Source organism: Frankiales bacterium (genome assembly GCA_016125335.1).
Lineage (GTDB): Bacteria > Actinomycetota > Actinomycetes > S36-B12 > CAIYMF01 > Longivirga.
Map to the genome: position 1 here is coordinate 36,276 of WGLY01000025.1, position 20,074 is coordinate 56,349.

Consider the following 20,074-nt stretch of genomic DNA (forward strand, 5'->3'; position numbering starts at 1 on the left):
GTACTCGCGGTGCGCGGCCGACGGCCGCGAGGAGGATGCCGGGCCGCGCGGACGGCTACCGTGCGGCCATGACCTCCGCGGCGCAGCGCTGGCGCGACGACCTCGCGTCCTGGGCGATCCCGGACGAGATCCTCGCCGCCGCGCCCGAGTCCCCCTGGATCCTGCCCGCGCCCATGTTCACCGTGCCGAGCGCCGGCGTCCCGGACTCGCCGTCGCACGCCCGGGCGCGCGAGGCGCTCCCCGCCGGCGGCTCGGTGCTCGACGTCGGCTGCGGCGGCGGGCGGGCCGCGATGGCCCTCGTCCCGCCTGCCGCACGGGTGATCGGCGTCGACGAGCGGGCCTCGATGCTGGAGCTGTTCGCGACGGCGGCCCGCGAGCGCGAAGTCGCCCACCAGGTCGTCGAGGGCCGGTGGCCGGACGCGGCGCCGGGGACGCCTGTGGCCGACGTCGTGGTGTGCCACCACGTCGTCTACAACGTCGCGGACCTCCCGCCGTTCCTGCACGCGCTCACCGCGCACGCCCGCAGCCGCGTGGTGGTCGAGCTGCCCGTGCACCACCCCCTCACGCACATGGCACCCCTGTGGCGTGAGTTCTGGGGGCTCGAGCGGCCGACGGTGCCCACCGCGCAGGACTGCCTCGAGGTGGCCCGCGAGGCCGGCATCGACGCGCGGCTCGAGACCTGGCTCGAGGACCCGTTCGAGTCGCGCACCGCCTTGACGCCCGAGGAGCACGCCCGCGCCATGCGCATCCGGCTGTGCCTGCCCGCCGAGCGCGAGCCCGAGGTGGCCCGCTTCCTCGAGGCGCACCGAGGCGAGGGCCCGCGCGAGACGGCGACCCTGTGGTGGGACGCCGCCCCGGCGCCCGACGAGGCCGTGTCCTGACCCGCAGCGGTCCCCGTCCCCGTGGCGATCGCTTCGCCGAGGTCCGTCGGCACCGGTAGGGTCCGGGGCGTCACGCATCACCAGGCATCACGACAGGAGAGTCACGACCCATGAGCACGCTTGCCGAGTTCGGGACCGGTCAGGTCCTGTGGTCCATCATCTGGATCGCGCTGTTCTTCCTCTGGATCTACGTCCTCATCACCGTCTTCGGCGACATCTTCCGCAGCGACGACCTCGGGGGCTGGGGCAAGGCCCTCTGGATCGTGTTCATCATCATCCTGCCCTGGCTCGGCGTGCTGGTGTACCTCATCGCGCGCGGCAAGGGCATGCAGGAGCGCCAGATCGCGGCGATGGCGGCGGCCGAGAAGGCCACCCGCGCCTACATCCAGGACGTCGCGGGCTCGCAGGGCCGCAGCCCCGCGGAGGAGATCGCGCGCCTCAACGAGCTGAAGAGCTCGGGCGCCATCTCGGAGGAGGAGTTCAACGCCCTGAAGGCCAAGGCGATCAACGGCTGACACGGACGACTCGTCGTACTGACGGGCGCGGGGCGGATCGCCGCTCCGCGCCCGTCGTGCGTGCGGGGTCGGTCTCAGGGCACGCGGACGGCGACGTCGTCGGCGAGCACCGTCCTCAGGTCGGCCAGCGGCACGGGCCGGCTGTAGAGGAACCCCTGCGCCAGGTCGCACCCGACGTCGCGCAGCGCGCTCGAGGCGGCCGTCGTCTCGACGCCCTCCGCCACCACGCGCAGCGCGAGGCTGTGCGCGAGGTCGACGATGGAGCGCACGATGGCGGCGTGCGTGTGGTCGTCGACCATGTCCGTCACGAAGCCCCGGTCGATCTTGAGCTCGTCGACCGGCAGCGAGGCGAGGTGGGCCAGCGACGTCTGGCCGACGCCGAAGTCGTCGAGGCTCACCCGTACGCCGAGCTCGCTCAGCGCCAGCAGCACCACGGCCGCACGGGCCGGGTCGCTCAGCAGGGCCGTCTCCGTGATCTCCACGACGAGCCGGTCCGCGGGCACGCCGGAGGTGGTGAGCGCCGCCGCCACCCGCTCGGCGAAGTCGAGGCGCGACAGGTTGCGCGCCGACACGTTGACCGCCACCGTCAGGTCGCGGCGGCCGCCGAGGGAGGCGAGGTCGCCCAGCGCTCGGTGCAGCACCCACTCGGTGAGCTCGTCGATGAGGTCGGTCTGCTCCACGAGCGGCACGAAGCGGTCCGGCGCCAGCGTTCCGAGGGTGGGGTGCTCCCAGCGCACCAGCGACTCGATGGCCACGACGCCGCCGTCCTCGAGCCGCACCTTCGGCTGGTAGTGCAGCACGAGCTCGTTCTCCCGCAGTGCGCGCCGCACCTCGTAGAGCAGCTCGAGGTTCTCCGCGTCGTGGTGGTCGAGCGCCTCGTCGTAGCGCACGACGCCGAGGTGGCGTGACTTGGCGACGTACATCGCGACGTCGGCGCGCTGGAGCAGCGCGTCGGGCTCGCGGCCGTCGGCGGGGGCTACGGCGTAGCCGATGGAGGAGTTGAGCGAGATCGGGAGCCCGTCGATGCGCACCTCGCTCTCGATCACCTCCCGCACCCGCCACAGCGCCGCGTCCGGGTCGGCGGCGTCGCGCAGCACCACGCCGAACTCGTCGCCGCCGAGCCGGGCCACGCGGTCCCGGCCGCAGATGTGCGACCGGAGCCGGTCGGCGAGCTCGGTGAGCAGGTGGTCGCCGTACTGGTGCCCGAGGGTGTCGTTGACCTCCTTGAACCGGTCGAGGTCGACGATGGCCACCGCCACCGGTCCGTCGCCGGCGGCCACGGCACGGGCCACGAGCTCGCGGAAGGCGGCGCGGTTGGGGAGGTCGGTCAGCGGGTCGTGCTCGGCGAGGTGGCGGTTGAGCCGCAGCTGGCTGCGCAGGCCGCGGCTCACGGCCAGCGAGACGAGGAAGAGCCCCACCCACAGCAGCAGCAGGCCCACGGCGAGGTCGCGGTAGAGCCGGCCCATCCCGGACTCCACCTCGGTGACGATCGGCCCGTACGGCAGGTAGATCTCGAGCACGCCGAGCTGGTGCAGCGGGCTCCCGCCGTGGAGGGGTGCGTACACCTCGATCGCCTCGACGCCCGTGGCCGGCACGTCCTGGCCATCGGCACCGAGCCGCGTGATCCGGGCGACGGTCCGTCCGCGGGCGGCCTCGAGCACCTCGTCGTCGGGCGCGGCCATGTAGCCGAGGCCGTCGTCGCTCCACACCACGTGGCCGGACAGGTCGCGCAGGCGCAGCCGCAGCATGTCGCCGGAGGCGATCGCGCGGCGGGCGACCGTCTCGAGGTTGGCCACCTCGGAGGTCGACAGCGGCTCGGTGAAGGCCCGGCCGTCGAGGTGGGCCTCGATCGCGGTGCGCCCGAGCAGCAGCGCCTCGGCCACGCCCTGGTCGATCCCGCGCCGCTCGGTCTCGGCGCGCAGGTTGGCGGCGAGCACCGCGCCGAGCAGCGCCACGAGGACCAGGCTCACGGCCGCGTACACGCCGAAGAGCCTGACCGTCGACGTCACACGGACCCGGCCAGCCGCCACGAGGGAAGGATCGGCAGGACCTGAGGGTCACCTGAGCAACGCAGAGTAGTCATTCGGGCGACTACGGTCACTCTGCGTCGATGTTCCCCCGCGTGTGCACCGCGGGACACGGGCTCACCTGGTCCGGCCGCCCGGCCCCGGCTCCCCCGCTCACCCGAGGGCCGTGCGCCACCCGGCGATGCCGTCGAGCACCTCGGCCACCCGGTCGGGGTCGGTGCGCGGGTTCACGAAGGCCAGGCGCAGGGCCGTCGCGCCCTCCCACGTGGTGGGCAGGCACAGGACGATGCCCTCACGTGCCATCCGGCCCGACCAGTCCTGGTAGTCCTGCTCGCCCCACCCGGGGACGTCGAACAGCACGACGCTCAACGTCGGCTCGCGCAGCAGGCGCAGGTGCGGGCTGGCCTCGATGTGCGCGGCCACGGCCCGCGCGGTCGCGAGCGAGGCCTCGACGGCGGCGGCGTACCGCTCGGTGCCGTGGGTGGCCAGGCTGAACCAGAACGGCAGGCCGCGGGCCCGGCGGGTGAGGTGGATGGCGAGGTCGGCCGGGTTGTAGGCCTCGCGGTCGATGACGTCGAGGTAGCTCGCCGTCTGGGCGTGCGCGGCGCGAGCCGGGGCGAGGTCGCGGTAGACGAGGGCGCAGCTGTCGTAGGGCGCGAACAGCCACTTGTGCGGGTCGACGATGAAGCTGTCGGCGCGCTCGATGCCGGCGAACAGGTGCCGCGCGCTGGGCGCCGCCAGGGCGGCGCCGCCATAGGCGCCGTCGACGTGCAGCCACACCCAGCGCTCCGCGCAGACGCGCGAGGTGGAGTCGAGGTCGTCGACGATGCCGGCGTTCGTGGTGCCGGCGCTGGCCACCACGGCGGCCACGCCGTCGTCCTCGTCGAGCACGCGGCCGACGGCGTCGCCCGTGAGCCGCCCCTGCTCGTCCGAGGGCACCACGCGCAGCCGGACGTCGAGCACCGAGGCGGCGGCCCGGATCGACGAGTGGGCGCCCTCGGTGCACAGGACAGCCCAGCCGTTCTCGGGCCGCGCCCCGCGCCGAGCTGCCGCGCTGGTGCGGGCGGCGTGCAGGGCCGCGAGGTTGCCGGACGTGCCGCCGGCGACGAACGTGCCGCCGGCGGTGTCCGGCCACCCGAGCAGCTCGCGGATCCAGCCCAGGGCCTCGTTCTCCGCGAAGATCGCGCCCGCGCCGGTCTCCCACAGGCCCGCGAAGACGTTGGCGGCGCTCGTGGCGAGGTCGAAGGCGATCGCGGCCCGGGTCGGTGCGCTGGGGATGTAGGCGAGGTTCATCTCGTCGTCCTGGGCGCGGGTCGCGGGCACCAGCACCCGGTCGAACACCTCCAGCGCGGCTGCGGCACCGATCCCCTGCGGTGTGATCGTGCGACCGGCGGCGGCGTGCAGCTGGTCGGGAGGGACGGCGGAGGTCTTGGGGTCGCTGGGCTGCACCACGCGTCGCGACACCCATCCCATGACCAGCTCGGTGATCTCGGTCTCGTCTCCCCACGGCGGCTCGTGCATGCCCCGCAGTCTCCCCGCCCCGGCACCCGGATGTCCGGCGTCCCCCCGGAACGCGGGCATCGGCGGACCACCCGCGCCGTGCTCGGCCGTCTACGCTGCGGGCGTGATCGCGACGGGAGCCACGCCATGAGCACCTTCGACGGGCTGTGGGCCGAGCTCGCTCCCCTCGGCCGGGACGCCGGCACCGGCGGCTACCGCCGCTTCGCGTTCGAGCGGGCCGAGCTCGACTGCCGCGAGTGGTTCGTCGCCACCGCGCGGGCGCGCGGGCTCGACGTCGAGGTCGACCGCAACACCAACCTGTGGGCCTGGTGGGTGCCGGCCGGCGTCGACCCCTCCGCTCCGGCGCTCGTCCTCGGGTCGCACCTCGACTCGGTGCCGGACGGCGGCGCCTACGACGGGCCGCTGGGCGTGGTGTCGGCCTTCGCCGCGCTCGACGCCGTGCGCGCGGCGGACGTGGCCCCGGACCGCCCGGTGGCGGTCGTCGCGTTCGCCGACGAGGAGGGCGCCCGCTTCGGCATCGCGTGCGCGGGCTCCCGGCTGATGACCGGGGCGCTCGACGCCGACCGCGCACGCGGCCTCATGGGCCGCGACGGACGCACGATGGCCGAGGCGATGTCCGCCGCCGGGTTCGACCCGGGGTCGCTGGGGCCGGACCCGGAGCGGGTCGCACGGATCGGCGAGTTCGTCGAGCTGCACATCGAGCAGGGCCGCAACCTCGTCGACCAGGGCGTGCCGGTCGGCGTCGCGGAGTCGATCTGGCCGCACGGGCGCTACCGGCTCACGTTCCGCGGCGTGGCCGACCACGCCGGCACCACGCGGATGCAGGACCGGCACGACCCGATGCTCGCGTACGCGCGCACGGCGATCGCGGCCGAGCAGGCCGCGCGGGCGGCCGACGCCCGGGCCACCTTCGGCCGGCTCGAGGTCGAGCCGAACGGCACCAACGCCGTGCCCTCCGTGGTGCGGGCCTGGCTCGACGCCCGTGCCGCCGACCAGGCTGCGCTCGACGACCTCGTGGGCCGGATCGGCACGTCCGCCGCCGACGGCGCGCGGGCGAACGGCACGCAGGTCGAGGTGGTCACGGAGTCGACCACGCCGCTGCTGACGTTCGACCTGCCGCTGCGCGAGCGCGTGCGCGCGCTGGCCGGTTCCGCGGTCGGGCCGGTGCCCGTGCTCCCCACCGCCGCGGGGCACGACGCCGGCATCCTCACCGACGCAGGGGTCCCGGCGGCGATGCTCTTCGTCCGCAACCCCACGGGGATCTCCCACTCCCCCGACGAGCACGCCGAGGCCGAGGACTGCCACGAGGGCGTGCGCGCCCTCGCCGCCGTCGTGGGCGCGCTCGCGACGGGCGCGTCGTGACGGTCTACCGCTGCGCCGCCGCGTGGGTCGGCGACGGCGTCGCGACCGACGTCGACATCGTCGTGAGCGCGGGGCGGGTGACCGCGGTGCGCCCGCGGTCCGACGTCGTCGACGACGAGGTGGTCGAGCTGCCCGGCGTCGTGCTCCCGGGCTTCGCCAACGCGCACTCGCACGCCTTCCACCGCGCGCTGCGCGGCCGCACCCACGGCGACGGCGGCACGTTCTGGACCTGGCGCGAGCGCATGTACCGGCTGGCCCGCGTGCTCGACCCGGACCGCTACGCGCGGCTGGCCCGCGCGGTCTTCGCCGAGATGGTGCTCGCCGGCGTCACGTGCGTCGGCGAGTTCCACTACGTGCACCACGCGGCCGACGGCACGCCCTACGCCGACCCCAACGCGATGGGCGAGGCGGTGCGCCAGGCCGCACGCGAGGCGGGGCTGCGGCTCACGCTGCTCGACACGTGCTACCTCGCGGGCGGCCTCGGCGACGACGGTCACGTGCCGCTCGCGCCGGAGCAGCGCAGGTTCGGCGACGGCGACGCGCACGCCTGGGCCGAGCGCTGGCACCTGCTCGCCGACGACGCCACCACGCGGATCGGCGCCGCGGTGCACTCGGTGCGCGCCGTGCCGCGCGACCAGGTTCCCGCGGTGGTGGCGGCGGTGGGCGAGCGGCCGCTGCACGTGCACCTTTCCGAGCAGGTCGCGGAGAACCGGTCGTGCCTGGCGCACTACGGGCTCACGCCCACGGAGCTGCTGCACGAGGCCGGTGCGCTCGGGCCGGGCACCACCGCGGTCCACGCCACGCACCTCACGGCTCGCGACATCGCGCTGCTGGGGTCGACCCGCACGTCGAGCTGCTTCTGCCCGACGACCGAGCGCGACCTCGCCGACGGGATCGGGCCCGCGGTGGCGCTGCGCGACGCCGGCTCGCCGCTGTGCCTCGGGTCCGACCAGCACGCGGTGATCGACCTGATCGAGGACGCGCGCGCCCTCGAGATGCACGAACGGCTGGTGAGCCACCAGCGGGGACGCTTCGCACCGGACGAGCTCGTCACTGCCCTCACCGTGGCCGGGCACCGGTCGCTGGGCTGGCCCGACGCCGGGCGCATCGAGCCGGGGATGCGCGCCGACCTCGTCGCCGTGCGCCTCGACACCGTCCGCACCGCTGGGAGCGACCCGGCGCAGGTGCTGCTCACGGCGTTCGCGTCCGACGTCGACACCGTCGTCGTGGACGGCCGGCTGGTGGTCTCCGGCGGCCGGCATGCGTCGATCGACGTCGCCGGCGAGCTCGACACCACGATCCGCGAGCTGTGGCGGGACGCCGACGACCCCCGGTGATCACCGGGGGTCGTCGACCGGGGTCCTGCGCCAGTACTAGAGGCCGTCGGGGTTGCGCACCTCGTCGACGGCGACGGGCTCGTCGGCCACCGGGCGCCGGGTGACGACCGTGTCGGCCACGGAGTGGCGCGGCTCGACGACCACCTCACGGCGCCGCGAGACGAGGATGAGCGACCAGATCAGCCCGAGGACGCCCGCGCCCATCAGGATCCAGCCGACCGTGTGGATGTCCACGCCGGCGACCGTGGCGTCGACGGCGAACGCGAGGATCGCGCCCGCGGCGAGGAGCAGGATGCTGAAGCCGATACCCATGGTGTACCTCCTGTGCGGTTCTCACTCGGGGTCGGGGCCGCTCGGCACGATCGGCGGTCCCGTGTCGGGTGGTGGCGTCTGTGCGGTCTGCCCGAGGCCGGGCCCGGGCTCGACGACGCCGGGCCGCGGGCCGGGGCGGACCGGTAGGGGAAGCACCGGCCGGCGGATCCGAACCTTGACGCGTCTCACGGCGGCCCGCCGTCGTCGTCGGTGCTCCCGGCGGCGCGGGTCGCGACGTCGGGGTCGCGGGCCCCGAGCCCGAGCGGGCGCGCGTCCTCGGCCAGGAGCCCCTCGGCGTCGTCGACGGAGTCCGCGTAGAGCAGGAGCCGGTCGATCTGGGTGACCGACAGCACCCTGCGCACGGCGCCGCGGGCGCCGGCCAGGACGAGCCGGCCGCCCTCGGCGTCGTGCCGCCGCGCGGCCTGGAGCAGCCGCGAGAGCGTCACGCTGTCGACGAAACGCGCCGCGGCGAGATCGACGACGACGTCGCCCGCCGGGTCGACCGCGCGCAGGGCCACGTCGGTCATGTCCACGTTGGCGATGTCGAGATCGCCCTCCAGGTGCACCCGGGGGGCGCGGCCGGTCGGCCGGTCGACGAACGACCGGCCGACCGGATGGTCCGAGCTGCGGGCCATCACTACTCGCTCACGGCGTCCTTGAGCTTCTCGCCGCTCTGCTTGAGATCGGCCTTGGCCTGGTCGAGCTTGCCCTCGGCGCGCATCGAGTCGTCGCCGGTGACCTTCCCGACCGTCTCCTTCGTCGCGCCCGTGGCCTTCTCGGTGGCGTTCTTGAGCTTGTCCTCGGTGCTCATGAGTGCTCCTCTCGTCTCGGGTGCGGGCGTTGGCTACCCGCGGTCGAACTCGCTAAACCGGTTGGGGCACACCGGGTTCGGGCTCCTCCGGGGGTGTCGGCGACGGGTGGAACGGCGGCCCGACGGGGCCCGGCGGCACCTCACCCGGGATGTCCGGCTCGGTGGGGACGTCCGGGATGTCCGGACCGGGCGTCGCCGGACCGGGGACGCCGGGCACGCTCGGGCGCTCGGGCTCGAGCGGACCTGCGGCCGCGCGCCGGAGAGCGGACGTGGCGCCCGTCCGCGCCGGAGGCACCCGGGTGCGGCGCTCGTACGCGTGCTCGACCTTGCTGACGTGCATGGCGTGCATGGCGTGCCTCCGTCCTGTCGTGTGTCGCGGGTGCGGCTCGTCAGGCGATGCGGGCCACCGCCTCCTCCGCCCGGGCCGGTGGTGCCTCGTCGTCCGACTCGTCGGCCTCCTCCGGCCCGTCGTCCGCATCGCTCCCCTGCCCACCACGGGCGCTGTCGAGGCACCGCGAGTACGCGCTGGCCGTCTCGACGGCCACGCGCTCCCACGAGCACCGGCCCAGGGCGCGGTCCGAGCCCGCCAGCCCGAACGCCTCGACCGCGAAGTCGTCCGCGACGAGGTCGCGCAGGGCGTGCACCACCGCGGCGGTGTCGTGCTCCCGGACGTGCAGCCCCGTGACGCCGTGCACCACGAGGTCGCGCTGCGCCTCCACCGGCGTGGCCACCACGGCGACCCCGCACGCCATCGCCTCGGCCACGAACTCCGGCCGCCCCGGGGCGGGGTCGAGCGCGAGCGCGGCGTGCGCGGACCTGATCCACCAGGCCTTCTCGCGCGCGTCGTGCGGCCAGGCGACCACCACGCGGTCCCCCGCGCCCGCGGCCCTGGCCGCGGTGCGGAGATGCTCGGCGGGCTCGGCGAGAGCGCGCATGGCGTCGTGGCGCGCGAGCACGACCAGCTCGACCGACTCGTCGGCCGCCACCGCCTCGACGGCGCAGGCGAGCGCGGCCGGGTCGGCCGCGAGCTCGGCCACCAGCCGATGGCGGTGCGTGCGGTTGGCCATGGCACCGCGCCGCGTGAAGGTCTCGGTGTCGACGCCGACGGGCAGCACGGCGGCCCGGGCCTGCGGCACGCCGGCCCGCACGAGCCGGTCGCTCAGCGCACTGCTGCGCAGCAGCACCGCCGCCGCGCGGCGCACGGCGTCGACGGCGGACGCGAGGTCGTCCGCGCTGCCCTCGCGCAGCGAGACGACGACGGCCGTGCCGGGGGCGGCCCGGGACAGGACCTCCTCGGCCGCACGCCGGCCGAAGGCATGCACGACGTCCGCCCCGTCGAGCGACGGCCCGGACTGAAGCACCACGGGGTGGCCGAGCGCGCGCAGGGCGCCGCCCAGCAGGTCCAGGCGCCACGGGGGCGGCGGGTCCCGCGGGTCGACGACGAGGGCGATGCTCGGCGACGTCACGCGCCGTCCTCCGGGGCCGTCGCGAACCGGGCCCACACGGTCTTGCCCGCTGCCTCGCCCGGCTCCGGCCGCCAGCCCCACGAGTCGGCGAGGCGGTTCACGATCTCCAGCCCCCGGCCCCGGTCGGCGTGGGCCGCGAGCGGGTGCGGAGCACCCATGGACGCACGCCGGTCCCTCACCTCGACGAGCACGTGGTCCGGGGAGCCGGACACGTGCAGCCGCTCGACGCCGCCGCCGTGCTCGACGCCGTTGGACACGAGCTCGCCGGCGACGACGACCACGTCGTCGGGCCGCTCGAGACCTCCGAACGCCACCAGCACCTCGCACAGCTCGGACCGCCACGTGGACGGCCGGTCGAAGGAGGCGGGCGCGTCGTACTCGAACGAGACGACGGAGCCCGCGCGCAGCGTCTGCCGGTCCATGCGGCTGCCGGTACCCGTCGGCCGTGGGGCGAAACGCGTCGACGGGGCGGTCATCGGCCGCCCCGCACGGCGACGGCGACCGGCGCGCCGGCCGCCGCATAGGACTCCAGCGTGCCGTCCGCGATGCGCGCCTGGTCGAACAGCTCGCGCGCCCGCTTGCGCGAGGCACGCGACATGGAGGAGCGCACCTCCGGCGCGTCGTCGAGGATCCGCACTGCGGACGCGATGCGCCGCGGGTCGCCGGGCGGGATGCACAGGCCGGTGACGCCGTGCTCGACCAGCTCGTCGGTGCCCCCGAGGCTCGTGACGAGCGCCGGCACGCCGCACGCCATCGCGGCCGAGACGACCCGCAGCGAGGGGTCGCGCCGCGGCGTGTAGGCGACCAGGTCGGCCCGGCACAGCGCGTCGTGCACCCGGGAGGGCGTCGCGTCCGGGAGGACGCTGATCCGGTCGGCGACGTGGAACTGGGCCCCGAGCACGCGCAGGTCCGCGAGCGCGGCGCTGGTGCCGCCGCGCGAGCGCTGCCACGCCACCGTGAGGTGCGCCGCGGGGAGGTTGGGCAGGGCGCGGACGAGGTCCGCGAGCCCCTCGCCCGTGTCGTCGGCGACGGTCGCGATCCGCGACGCGCGGTTCGCGATCGAGGGCTCGAGGTAGGAGCCGCGCACGTCGCCGACGATGCTCAGCGGGACGACGTCGCACTTGTCCCGGGGCACGCCGTCGCGTGCGAGCACGTCGACCTCCCACGACGTCGAGACGATGATGCGGTCCGCGCCGGCGGGACAGAACCGCTCGGTCCCCTCGATCTGCGCCGGCGCGCCGTCACGACGGGTCCACACCCACGGCACGCGCAGGCTGCGGGCGACCCGCTCGGCCACGCGTCCGGCGGCGGCGCCGAACGCGTGGATGAGATCGGGGCGGCGCGCGCGCAACGAGGTGCACAGCCCGTCGAGCCGCCCGTTCGGCAGGCTCTCGCGGTGCCCCACCCGCAGCACGTCCAGGCGGGCGCTCGACTCGTGCTCGTACGACAGCGTCATCCCGGTGGGTTCGCACATCGTCACGATGGACACGTCGTACCCGCGCGCCACGAGCTCCCCAGCCAGGCCGGTCACCGGCGTGCCGAGGCTTTCTCCGGCGGGCACAGCCCACTCAGCTGTCGCGTCCTCGTCCAAGGACACCAAGGCCACGTGCATGATCGATCCTTCGTCCGGCGCGCGGCGCGCGCTGCGGGCCGACGACGTCAGGGCGCCGGCGTACTGCTCGTCCCGGGGTCCGGGCGGGACTCCGCCCGCGGGCAGCGATCACGACAACGCCCCGGCGTACCCCTCACCTCGGACCGGAAACCGTGCACCGTGTGGCGAATCCCACCGGCCCGCGTCGGGTGTCCACCATCCGGACCAGGGCTGATGCCGGGCGCCGGGCACCGTTTCGCCGATCGGGTCCGGGGAAAGGGCCCGATCGACCAGGGCGGCGTCGACGCCGTCCGCACGTTCGGCCCTGCGCCGACCGGAGGAAGGGGACTCCTGTGAAGAAGCTCGTGCTGCTGCTGACCCTCGGCGGAGCCGTCGGCTACGTGCTGGGAGCGCGCGCCGGACGGCCGGCCTACGACAAGATCCTCGACACCTACCACCGCACGGCGGACGCCGTGGGCCTCGACCAGGCGAGCCAGTCGGTCCGGTCCGCGAGCGCCGACCTGCGCGACGCCGTGGCCGAGCGGGCGGGCGCCACCGTGCGCGAGGCCGGCGACACCGCGGTCTCGGGGCTGCACGACGCGGCGGACCAGGTGCGCGAGGACCCCGGGGTGCACCGGATGCCCTCGTGACCCACACCCCATCGTCCACCGGCCGCGGGGGCGCCGCGCACGAACCGTTGCGCCCCCGCGGCCCGGACGACCCGCGCGACGAGCGCCTGCGGCGCGAGCGCGAGCACCGCGACCGGGTCGCCGACGACGGCCACGAGCCGGTCGCGGGCGACGAGCGCGAGTCCGGCTACACGACGGAGCGGGAGCAGGGCGCCGCGCAGCCGGGCCCGGCACGACCGGACAGCGAGGAGGACGGCGCATGAGCCAGGACGACGTACGCGGCGACCTCGCCGACCAGGCGGACGCGTCGATCGCGTCGTTCGAGCAGGGGGCCATCGAGGCCGCGCTCGCGGGACGCCGGCGCGAGGAGGACGACGACGACCTCGCCCGGCCCGACCGCGTGGCCGACGAGCCGGTGCTCGACCTCGGCGACGGGGACGACAGCGACGACCCTGCGCACGCCGGCGGCGACGACGTCGCCGTCACGAGCACCGGGTCCCCGCAGGAGCCCGACGACGTCGCGGTCCGCGACGGCGAGGAGCTCGCCCGCACCCTGGCCGAGCGCACCGACGAGCAGGCGGGCGACGCCTGACGGCTGCCGTCCCGTCCCCTGACGGCGACACCTGAGAGCAGCGCGGAACCCTTGCCAGCGTTGATGTTTCGAGGCCTCGTGATCGGGAACCCGCAACCAGCGGCGACGCGGGTCGCCGGGAGAAGGAGCGAGTCATGATCGTGCTCGGAGTGATCCTGCTCATCATCGGGCTCATCGCGAAGATCGCCTGGCTGTGGACCATCGGCATCATCCTGCTCGTCGTGGGGGCCGTCCTGGCGCTGGTCGGCACGACCGGCCGGACCATCGGCGGCCGTACCCACTGGTACTGATCGGTCCGCCGCACCCCGCGGTCTGCCGGAGCGCGTCGCACGCCCCACGTGCGGCGCGCTCCGGCGCGTCCGGCGACGTGCGCAGCACGGGAGCCGACGGGTCCGGTCGTCGCAGGGGGTCGGTGGCGGTCAGCCGTCGTGCGCTCCCGGCGAGTCGCGGTCGTCGCCGCGCTCCCTCCACCAGCTCGCCACCGCCACGGCGACGGCGCACCACGCCGTCGCGAACAGCCATCCCCCGACCACGTCGCTGGGCCAGTGGACGCCGAGCCACACCCGCGACCAGCCCACCGCGAGCGCGTACGCCGCGGCGCCGGCCCACAGCAGGCGGCGCCGCCGGGTGCCGGTGACGCGGGCCGAGAGGGCCCACGCCGCGCACAGCGCGACGAGCGTCGCCGTCGTGGTGTGGCCGGAGGGGAACGACGGACCGCCGGCGGCGCCGGCCCAGTCCACCTCGGGCGGTCGCGCCCGGCCGGTGGCGTGGTTGACCAGGAGGCCGACGTACACGCCGGCGCTGGCGACCGCGGCCAGCAGCAGGCCGGCGCCGAGCCTGGCCCGCACGGACCGGCGGCCGGGCAGCGCGAGCGCCCCCACGACGCCCACTGCCGGGAGGGTCCAGGTGGTGACGCCGCCGATCGTCACGGCGTTCGCCACGGCGACGTCGACCGACCCCCGCACGCCCACGACCCACGCGTGCACGTCGTCGTCCCAGCCGGTGAGCACTCCCCCGTGCCCCACCACGGCGAGGGTGAGGACGCCGAGGGCGCAGGCGCACGCGACCCCGACCCCGAGCGAGACGCGCACCGTGGGCGCGCGGCGCGAGACGACCTGCTCGAGGTCGAGCACCACGCCGGAGCCCTCACGGTGGCCGGGCGCCGTCGGCGAGACGGCTTCCTCGACCGCGCCCTCCACGGTGGTCGCGAGGTCGTCCGCCCCGCCGGCGCCGGCTGCGTCGTCGGGCTCGCGTTCCGCGGGTGAGGCCCGGCGGTGGCGCTGCGGTCTCACGCGGCGGGCACCTCGCGCACGTCGACGTCCTCCTCAGGTCCGGGCGGGCCGGCCTCGGCCAGCCTGCCCGCGGGCATCAGGGTGGTGACCACGATCGCGAGCCAGATCCCTCCGCCGATCGCGCCCATCACCACGTCCGAGGGATGGTGCATCCCGCGGTAGACCCGCGACAGCGCGACGTAGACCGGGATCGCGGCGCACAACGTCACGATGATCGCCGCGAGCGTGCGCCGACGCACGTTGCGCCACACGATGACCGCGATGCACCCGTAGATCGCGACGGCGGCGGCCGTGTGCCCGGAGGGGAAGCTGGACGTCGGCGGGGCGGCGTCGAGGTGGCGCACGTCGGGCCGGTCGCGCTGCACGAGGAACGTCACGGCGAGGAAGACGAGCAGCTCGCCGACGATCGCCGCGACCAGCACCCACGACTCGGTCCACCGGCCCAGCCACACGCGCAGCAGCAGCCCGACCACGACGAGCACGCTGATGACCGTCACGGTGTCGGCGACCCGGCTGCCGAGCCAGCTCACCTGGTCGAGCGTGGGAGTCGACATCGACACCGCGCCCTCGTTGACCGAGTCCTCCCAGCGCGTGAACGCGGACGGGGTCAGGAGGTCCACGATCAGCCAGCCGACGAGGCACAGGCCCAGCGTGAGCGCGACCGCGCCCCCGAGGATGCGTCCGGCCGCTGCCCAGGGGCCGCGCCGCGCGACCTCGTCCGACGGCGACGGCGGGGTGGCGCTGTGCCGGCCGACGACCTCGCGGTTCCCGACGTCCGAGCCCGCCGACCCGGCGGGACGCGCCGTCATCGCACGTCCTCGTCGCTGACGCGGCGCCACCGTGCCTCCGCGAGCGCGTACACGCCGAAGAGCATGAGCCCCGCGCCGAGCGCGAGCACGAGCCACGTGCCGTAGGGCTGGTCGAGCAAGGTGCGGGTGGCCGTGTCGATGCCGCCGGCCTTGGCCGGGTTGGTGTCGAGCGCCGCCTGCACGACGAGCCCACCCGTCACGGCGAAGACCAGGCCGCGGGCGATGGTCCCCACGCGGCCGAGCAGCACGACGGCGCCGCGGGCGCGGGGTGGCAGGTAGCCGAAGTAGCGCAGGAACTTCTTGCTCCACCCCTCGATCACCATGCTGACCCCGACCGCGACGACGGCCACGCCGGCTCCTCCCACGAGCCAGCGCCCCCCGGGCTGGCTCATGACGTGGGCGGCGATGCGCCCCTGCTGGCCGGCCTGCGTCTGGCGGGCGCCGTGCAGCACCGACACCGCGGTGAACGCCAGCACGCCGTAGGCGATCGCGCGCACGAGGGACTTGAGCCGGGCGCCCCAGGTGTCGCGCTCGCCGCTCGGACCGGCGACGGCCTCCACGAGCCGCCACACGGCGTACGCCGCGAGCCCGACGGCCAGCACGATCACCAGCACGGTGCCGAACGGCTGCGAGATCAGCGTGGTGATCACGCCGCGCTGGTCTACCGGGTGGTGGTCGCCCGTGGCCAGCAGGATCGCCAGCCAGCCCATGACCAGGTACACGACCCCCCTCGCCGTCAGGCCGAGGCGGGCCAGCCATCCCATGGGACGGCTGTTGGCCGCGGCGTCCGCGCCCTGCGACACCTGCGAGGCGACGTCGGTCATGACCGCACCCCCGTCCGGCCCGAGCGCACCACGGCAGCGACGATCCCGGCCACCAGCAGCACGAGCGCCGCCACGAAGAGCCACCAGGCGGCTGTCCCCAGCCCGATCACCGCCAGCACGACAGCAGCCAGCACGAGCATCAACCACACAGCCATCGGACTCTCCTCGGTCGCGTCGGGCGTCGTCGCGACCGCAGCCGCGCCGACCGCGCGCCGTCTACCCGCACGAGCCGTGCTCAATCCCCGTCCGCGTCCAGGATCCGTCCACCATCCGGTGGGAAGCCGGGCGAGCACGCGATCCTCGCGGACCGCTGCGCGGCCTCGCGGTGCGGCGCATACTGGCGGGCATGAGCGGACGGGCGCCTGCTCAGCATCCGAGGACCTCGCAGGACGAGGTCCTCGTCCGTTCTGCGCCGGTGCGCCCGCGCAACGACCCCGAGCAGTACGTCGACCTGCGCGGCGAGTGGTGGGCCCCGCGGGGCAAGTTCGCGATGCTGCACTGGATCGCGGCCGCCCGCGCCCGGCTCGTCCCCGTCGCGGCGCGCGAGGGCTCGGTGCTCGTCGACCTCGGCTGCGGGGGCGGGGTGCTCGCGCCGCACCTGCGCGACCACGGCCACCACGTCGTCGGCGTCGACCTGGTCGCCGTCTCGGCGGCGATCGCACGTGGGCACGGCGTCACAGCGGTGGTGGGCGACGTGCACGCGCTCCCGCTCGCCGACGAGGTGGCCGACGTCGTCGTGGTGGGCGAGCTGCTCGAGCACGTCGCAGCCGCGGACACCGTGCTGCGCGAGGCGGTGCGCGTGCTGCGCCCCGGGGGCACGCTCGTCATCGACACCATCGCGGACACGTGGTGGGGGCGCTTCTCCGCCATCACCGTGGGCGAGCGCATGCCCGCCGGCCCGCCGCCGCGCCTGCACGATGGCGACCTGTTCGTCGACCGCGCGGCCATGGTGGCGCTCTGCGAGCAGCTCGGCGTGCCGTTGTCGCTGCACGGGCTGCGCCCCTCGGCGCGCGACTACGTCGCCTGGCTGCGCGGCCGGCGGCCCGACGTCCGCATGCTGCCCACCCGCTCGACCGCAGGACTGTTCCAGGCGCACGGACGGAAGGCGGCCCCATGAGCACCACGAGTCCCACGAGCGCCCGCCCCGCGACGCCGCTCGAGGCGCTGGCCGCGGCACGCTCGCTGGTGCCCGCCCTCGCGGAACGTGCGGACGAGCACGACCGCACGGGGCGGTTCCCGGTCGAGGACGTCGCGGACCTGCGCGCAGCCGGCCTGCTCGGACTCATGGCCCCGACGCGGCTCGGCGGCGCCGGGGCCGGGTTCGCCGACTACGCCGAGGTGGCCATGGCGCTCGCCTCGGGGGCGGGCGCGACCGCCCTGGTCTACAACATGCACTGCTCCGTCACCGGAGCGCTCGCGTCGACGCCCGACGACGTGGCACGCGCGATGGGCGTCCCCGACTCGTACTTCGCCATGCGCGACCGCGTGCTCTCCGCCGCCGTCGGCGGCGCGTTCTTCGGCGTCGCCATGTCCGAGCGCGGTGCGGGCTCGCGGCTGTCCGCGATCACGACGTCGTACGAGCCGGTCGAGGGCGGCTTCCGCATCCGCGGCTCCAAGACCTTCTGCTCCGGGGCCGGTCACGCGGACGCCTACCTCGTCGCAGCACGCCGCGGCGAGCTGCTCAGCTACTTCCTCGTGCCTGCCGGTCCCGGCGTGGTCGTCGAGGAGACCTGGGACTCGATGGGCATGCGCGCCACGGGATCCCACGACCTGCACCTCGACGTCGTGGTCTCCCCCGACACCCTCGTGGGCGGTGTCGAGGGCATCGCGCTGCTGCTCGCCCAGGTGATGCCGCAGTGGCTCGTCGCGTCCTACGCCGCGGTGTACGTCGGCGTGGCGCAGTCCGCGATCGACGCCGGCGTCGAGCACGCGCGCACGCGCGGGCTCGAGCGCCTGCCCGCTGTGCGTGCCCGCCTCGGGCGGGCCGAGGCGCGCGTCGCCGCGGCCAGGCTCGTGGTGCTGGAAGCCGCGCGGCGGGTCGACGAGGCGCCGGGCGACCCGGACACCAACCGGTGGGTGTGGCGGGCGAAGCTCACCGCCGGCGAGACAGCCATGGACGTCGCGGCGTCCGTGCTGGAGGCGGCGGGCACCTCGGCCACGCGGCGCGGCAACCCGCTGGAGCGCATCTTCCGCGACGCGCGCTGCGGCTCGCTCCAGCCGGCCACCAGCGACGTGTGCGCGGACTGGCTCGGCACCGCGGTGCTCGGCGTCGATCCCGACAACGCGGCGCAGGTGCCGCGATGGTGAGCGCCGCGGTCGTGGGCCGCGGGTTCGCCGTGCCGCCGCGGATGGACCAGCAGCAGCTGTGGGACGGCTTCTTCGAGCAGCACTGGTCCGGCAACCGCGTGGCCCGCGCGGTGTGGGCGTCGTCGGGGGTGCGCACGCGGCACGGCGTCGTCGACCCGAGGGTGGAGGACGTGAGCGGCTGGTCGACGGCCGCGCGGATGTCCCGCTTCGCCGACGAGGCGCTGCCCCTCGCCAAGGGCGCCGCGTCCGCGGCGCTCGAGGACAGCGGCACCGACGCGGCCGAGGTGGGCCTGCTCACCGTGGTCTCGTGCACCGGCTACGCGACGCCGGGCATCGACCTCATGCTCGCGCGCGACCTCGGGCTCGCGGACAGCGTCCAGCGGCTCTTCGTGGGCCACATGGGCTGCTACGCAGCACTCCCCGGGCTCGGCGCCGTCGCGGACTACGCGGTGGCCCGGGAGCGGCCGGCGCTGATGCTGTGCGTGGAGCTCACGAGCCTGCACGCCCAGCCCGCGGCGCCCACCACGACGGCGCGCCACGCCGACGAGGACGAGCTCGAGCAGATGGTCGCGCACGCGCTGTTCGGCGACGCCGCCGCCGCCGTCGTGGTGTCGCCCTCGGGCCCCGGTGTCGAGGTCGTCGACGTCGTGGCGCTCACCGACCACGCGACCGGCGACCACATGACGTGGGACGTGACCGACCTCGGCTTCCGGATGGGCCTCTCGCCGCGCGTGCCCGACGTCCTCGCGCTGCACGTGCGCGGCGTGGTCGACGACCTGCTCGGCCGGCACGGCACGAGCATCGACCAGGTCGCCGGCTGGGCGGTGCACCCCGGCGGCCCGCGCATCCTCGACGTCGTGCAGGACCGGCTCGGGCTGCCTGACGACGCGCTCGCGGAGTCGCGAGAGACGCTGGGCGAGTTCGGCAACTGCTCGAGCGCCACGGTGCTGCTCGTGCTCGACCGGGTGCTCACCGCACGGCGTCCGGCCTCGGGCTCGCACCTGGTGGTGATGGCGTTCGGCCCCGGTCTCACGCTCTACGCCGCGCTGCTGCGCGTGCGCTGAGGCGCGCGACCGCGGTCACTCCCCGAGGACGGCCTCCGGCGAGGGGGCGACGTAGTTCGTCATGTCGACACCGGTGACCACGATGTAGGGGGTCGGCTCGGTGTGCAGCTCGCGGTCGACCAGCGGGTGCATAGCGATGTCGATGAGGCCCTCGCGGCCGTCGCCGTGGAAGAAGGCGGTGACGACGCGCAGGCTCTGCCCCGTGGTGAGCACCTGCTCCACCCAGCCGTGCACGGCCGCCGCCAGGTCGGGGTCGGGCGACCACCAGCCGCACTCCCAGAAGCGCACGCCCAGGACGGCGGCGCGGTCGTGCCCGAGCCCCTCGACCGACGTGTGGTTCGCGTCGAGGACCCGGCCGTGCTCGTCGAGCATGCCGGAGAACAGCAGAGGGGTCTCGTAGAGCGCCTGGAACCACAGGACGGACAGGTCGCCGCTGATGGGGCGGCCCACCTCGAACATGCCTCGGCCCGGTCCGGGCGACCAGCGTTCGACTCCCTTGTAGCGGCGCACGTGCTCTCCTCCTGCTGCTGCCCGGCGGTCCGGTGCCGGACCGCCCGACCTCACACCGGCGGGACCCCCACCCTCGCATCGCCGTCCGTTTTCCGGAAGGTTGCGCGGAGCGCCGGACGGCGAGCACGGAGAGTGGGCACTGTCGACCCGGGTGTGCCGAGCGACGGTGCGACGGCACGACCCTGTGCCGACGCGTCTGCACGACGATCCTGGTGGAACCGACC

Annotated in this window: 22 protein-coding genes; 10 read left to right on the forward strand and 12 right to left on the reverse strand. The window is 75.3% G+C overall.

Features of this window, described 5'->3' with window-relative positions:
- Positions 1–35 precede the first annotated feature (35 nt).
- Entirely contained in the window at positions 36–881 is an 846-nt protein-coding gene (locus tag GC157_13655; GenBank protein MBI1378511.1) for a methyltransferase domain-containing protein, read from the forward strand.
- Between the two features lie 110 nt (positions 882–991).
- On the forward strand, positions 992–1,396 hold the full coding sequence (locus GC157_13660) for an SHOCT domain-containing protein (GenBank protein ID MBI1378512.1): 405 nt from the start codon (positions 992–994) through the stop codon (positions 1,394–1,396).
- A 74-nt stretch (positions 1,397–1,470) separates the two neighbouring features.
- Here GC157_13660 and GC157_13665 read toward each other — a convergent pair whose 3' ends face one another.
- Both GC157_13665 and GC157_13670 read right to left on the reverse strand, forming a co-directional pair.
- Positions 1,471–3,378: an EAL domain-containing protein gene (locus tag GC157_13665; protein ID MBI1378513.1), complete on the reverse strand. Its 1,908-nt coding sequence runs from the start codon at positions 3,376–3,378 to the stop codon at positions 1,471–1,473.
- Between the two features lie 198 nt (positions 3,379–3,576).
- Positions 3,577–4,944, reverse strand: a complete 1,368-nt coding sequence (locus tag GC157_13670; protein ID MBI1378514.1) for an aminotransferase class V-fold PLP-dependent enzyme — start codon at positions 4,942–4,944, stop codon at positions 3,577–3,579.
- 126 nt (positions 4,945–5,070) lie between these two features.
- Between GC157_13670 and GC157_13675 the strand changes: the two genes are divergently transcribed.
- Both GC157_13675 and GC157_13680 read left to right on the forward strand, forming a co-directional pair.
- Positions 5,071–6,306, forward strand: coding sequence for an allantoate amidohydrolase (locus GC157_13675; GenBank protein ID MBI1378515.1), 1,236 nt, complete (start codon positions 5,071–5,073; stop codon positions 6,304–6,306).
- Positions 6,303–7,643 (forward strand): formimidoylglutamate deiminase, encoded by a 1,341-nt coding sequence (locus GC157_13680; GenBank protein MBI1378516.1) that lies wholly within the window; start codon positions 6,303–6,305, stop codon positions 7,641–7,643. Before GC157_13675 ends, GC157_13680 begins: the two co-directional genes overlap by 4 nt.
- Positions 7,644–7,679: 36 nt before the next feature.
- Here the strand turns inward: GC157_13680 and GC157_13685 are convergent, their stop codons facing one another.
- From GC157_13685 to GC157_13710, 6 genes are all read right to left on the reverse strand, one after another.
- A complete protein-coding gene (locus GC157_13685; protein MBI1378517.1) occupies positions 7,680–7,955 on the reverse strand; it encodes a hypothetical protein in 276 nt (91 codons plus the stop codon).
- 185 nt (positions 7,956–8,140) lie between these two features.
- A complete protein-coding gene (locus GC157_13690; GenBank protein MBI1378518.1) occupies positions 8,141–8,590 on the reverse strand; it encodes an STAS domain-containing protein in 450 nt (149 codons plus the stop codon).
- Positions 8,591–8,592: 2 nt separating this feature from the next.
- A complete protein-coding gene (locus GC157_13695; protein ID MBI1378519.1) occupies positions 8,593–8,766 on the reverse strand; it encodes a CsbD family protein in 174 nt (57 codons plus the stop codon).
- Between the two features lie 389 nt (positions 8,767–9,155).
- Complete coding sequence (locus GC157_13700) at positions 9,156–10,232, reverse strand: glycosyltransferase (protein MBI1378520.1); 1,077 nt, start codon at positions 10,230–10,232, stop codon at positions 9,156–9,158.
- Positions 10,229–10,654 carry a hypothetical protein gene (locus GC157_13705; GenBank protein ID MBI1378521.1) on the reverse strand — a complete coding sequence of 142 codons (426 nt, stop codon included), beginning with the start codon at positions 10,652–10,654 and terminating at the stop codon, positions 10,229–10,231. Before GC157_13705 ends, GC157_13700 begins: the two co-directional genes overlap by 4 nt.
- A gap of 50 nt (positions 10,655–10,704) precedes the next feature.
- Positions 10,705–11,844 carry a glycosyltransferase gene (locus GC157_13710; GenBank protein ID MBI1378522.1) on the reverse strand — a complete coding sequence of 380 codons (1,140 nt, stop codon included), beginning with the start codon at positions 11,842–11,844 and terminating at the stop codon, positions 10,705–10,707.
- Positions 11,845–12,176: 332 nt separating this feature from the next.
- Between GC157_13710 and GC157_13715 the strand changes: the two genes are divergently transcribed.
- Genes GC157_13715 through GC157_13725 form a run of 3 tightly spaced genes read left to right on the forward strand, consistent with a single transcriptional unit; the run spans position 12,177 to position 13,044 of the window.
- On the forward strand, positions 12,177–12,473 hold the full coding sequence (locus GC157_13715) for a hypothetical protein (protein MBI1378523.1): 297 nt from the start codon (positions 12,177–12,179) through the stop codon (positions 12,471–12,473).
- Positions 12,470–12,715: a hypothetical protein gene (locus GC157_13720; GenBank protein MBI1378524.1), complete on the forward strand. Its 246-nt coding sequence runs from the start codon at positions 12,470–12,472 to the stop codon at positions 12,713–12,715. The genes GC157_13715 and GC157_13720 overlap by 4 nt, the downstream gene beginning before the upstream one ends.
- Positions 12,712–13,044, forward strand: coding sequence for a hypothetical protein (locus GC157_13725; GenBank protein MBI1378525.1), 333 nt, complete (start codon positions 12,712–12,714; stop codon positions 13,042–13,044). The genes GC157_13720 and GC157_13725 overlap by 4 nt, the downstream gene beginning before the upstream one ends.
- A 419-nt stretch (positions 13,045–13,463) precedes the next feature.
- Here GC157_13725 and GC157_13730 read toward each other — a convergent pair whose 3' ends face one another.
- The 3 genes from GC157_13730 to GC157_13740 all read right to left on the reverse strand — a co-directional run bounded on the left by GC157_13730 (position 13,464) and on the right by GC157_13740 (position 15,969).
- Positions 13,464–14,180: a phosphatase PAP2 family protein gene (locus tag GC157_13730; GenBank protein MBI1378526.1), complete on the reverse strand. Its 717-nt coding sequence runs from the start codon at positions 14,178–14,180 to the stop codon at positions 13,464–13,466.
- A 152-nt stretch (positions 14,181–14,332) separates the two neighbouring features.
- On the reverse strand, positions 14,333–15,145 hold the full coding sequence (locus tag GC157_13735) for a phosphatase PAP2 family protein (GenBank protein ID MBI1378527.1): 813 nt from the start codon (positions 15,143–15,145) through the stop codon (positions 14,333–14,335).
- Positions 15,142–15,969: a DUF1206 domain-containing protein gene (locus tag GC157_13740; protein MBI1378528.1), complete on the reverse strand. Its 828-nt coding sequence runs from the start codon at positions 15,967–15,969 to the stop codon at positions 15,142–15,144. Before GC157_13740 ends, GC157_13735 begins: the two co-directional genes overlap by 4 nt.
- A 346-nt stretch (positions 15,970–16,315) precedes the next feature.
- Here GC157_13740 and GC157_13745 point away from each other — a divergent pair, with 346 nt between their 5' ends.
- The 3 genes from GC157_13745 to GC157_13755 are packed head-to-tail and all read left to right on the forward strand — an operon-like array spanning position 16,316 to position 19,340.
- Complete coding sequence (locus GC157_13745; protein MBI1378529.1) at positions 16,316–17,086, forward strand: methyltransferase domain-containing protein; 771 nt, start codon at positions 16,316–16,318, stop codon at positions 17,084–17,086.
- A complete protein-coding gene (locus GC157_13750) occupies positions 17,083–18,276 on the forward strand; it encodes an acyl-CoA dehydrogenase (protein ID MBI1378530.1) in 1,194 nt (397 codons plus the stop codon). Before GC157_13745 ends, GC157_13750 begins: the two co-directional genes overlap by 4 nt.
- Positions 18,270–19,340 (forward strand): type III polyketide synthase, encoded by a 1,071-nt coding sequence (locus tag GC157_13755; GenBank protein ID MBI1378531.1) that lies wholly within the window; start codon positions 18,270–18,272, stop codon positions 19,338–19,340. Before GC157_13750 ends, GC157_13755 begins: the two co-directional genes overlap by 7 nt.
- Positions 19,341–19,355: 15 nt before the next feature.
- Here GC157_13755 and GC157_13760 read toward each other — a convergent pair whose 3' ends face one another.
- Positions 19,356–19,850, reverse strand: coding sequence for a PAS domain-containing protein (locus tag GC157_13760; protein MBI1378532.1), 495 nt, complete (start codon positions 19,848–19,850; stop codon positions 19,356–19,358).
- Positions 19,851–20,074: the final 224 nt, after the last annotated feature.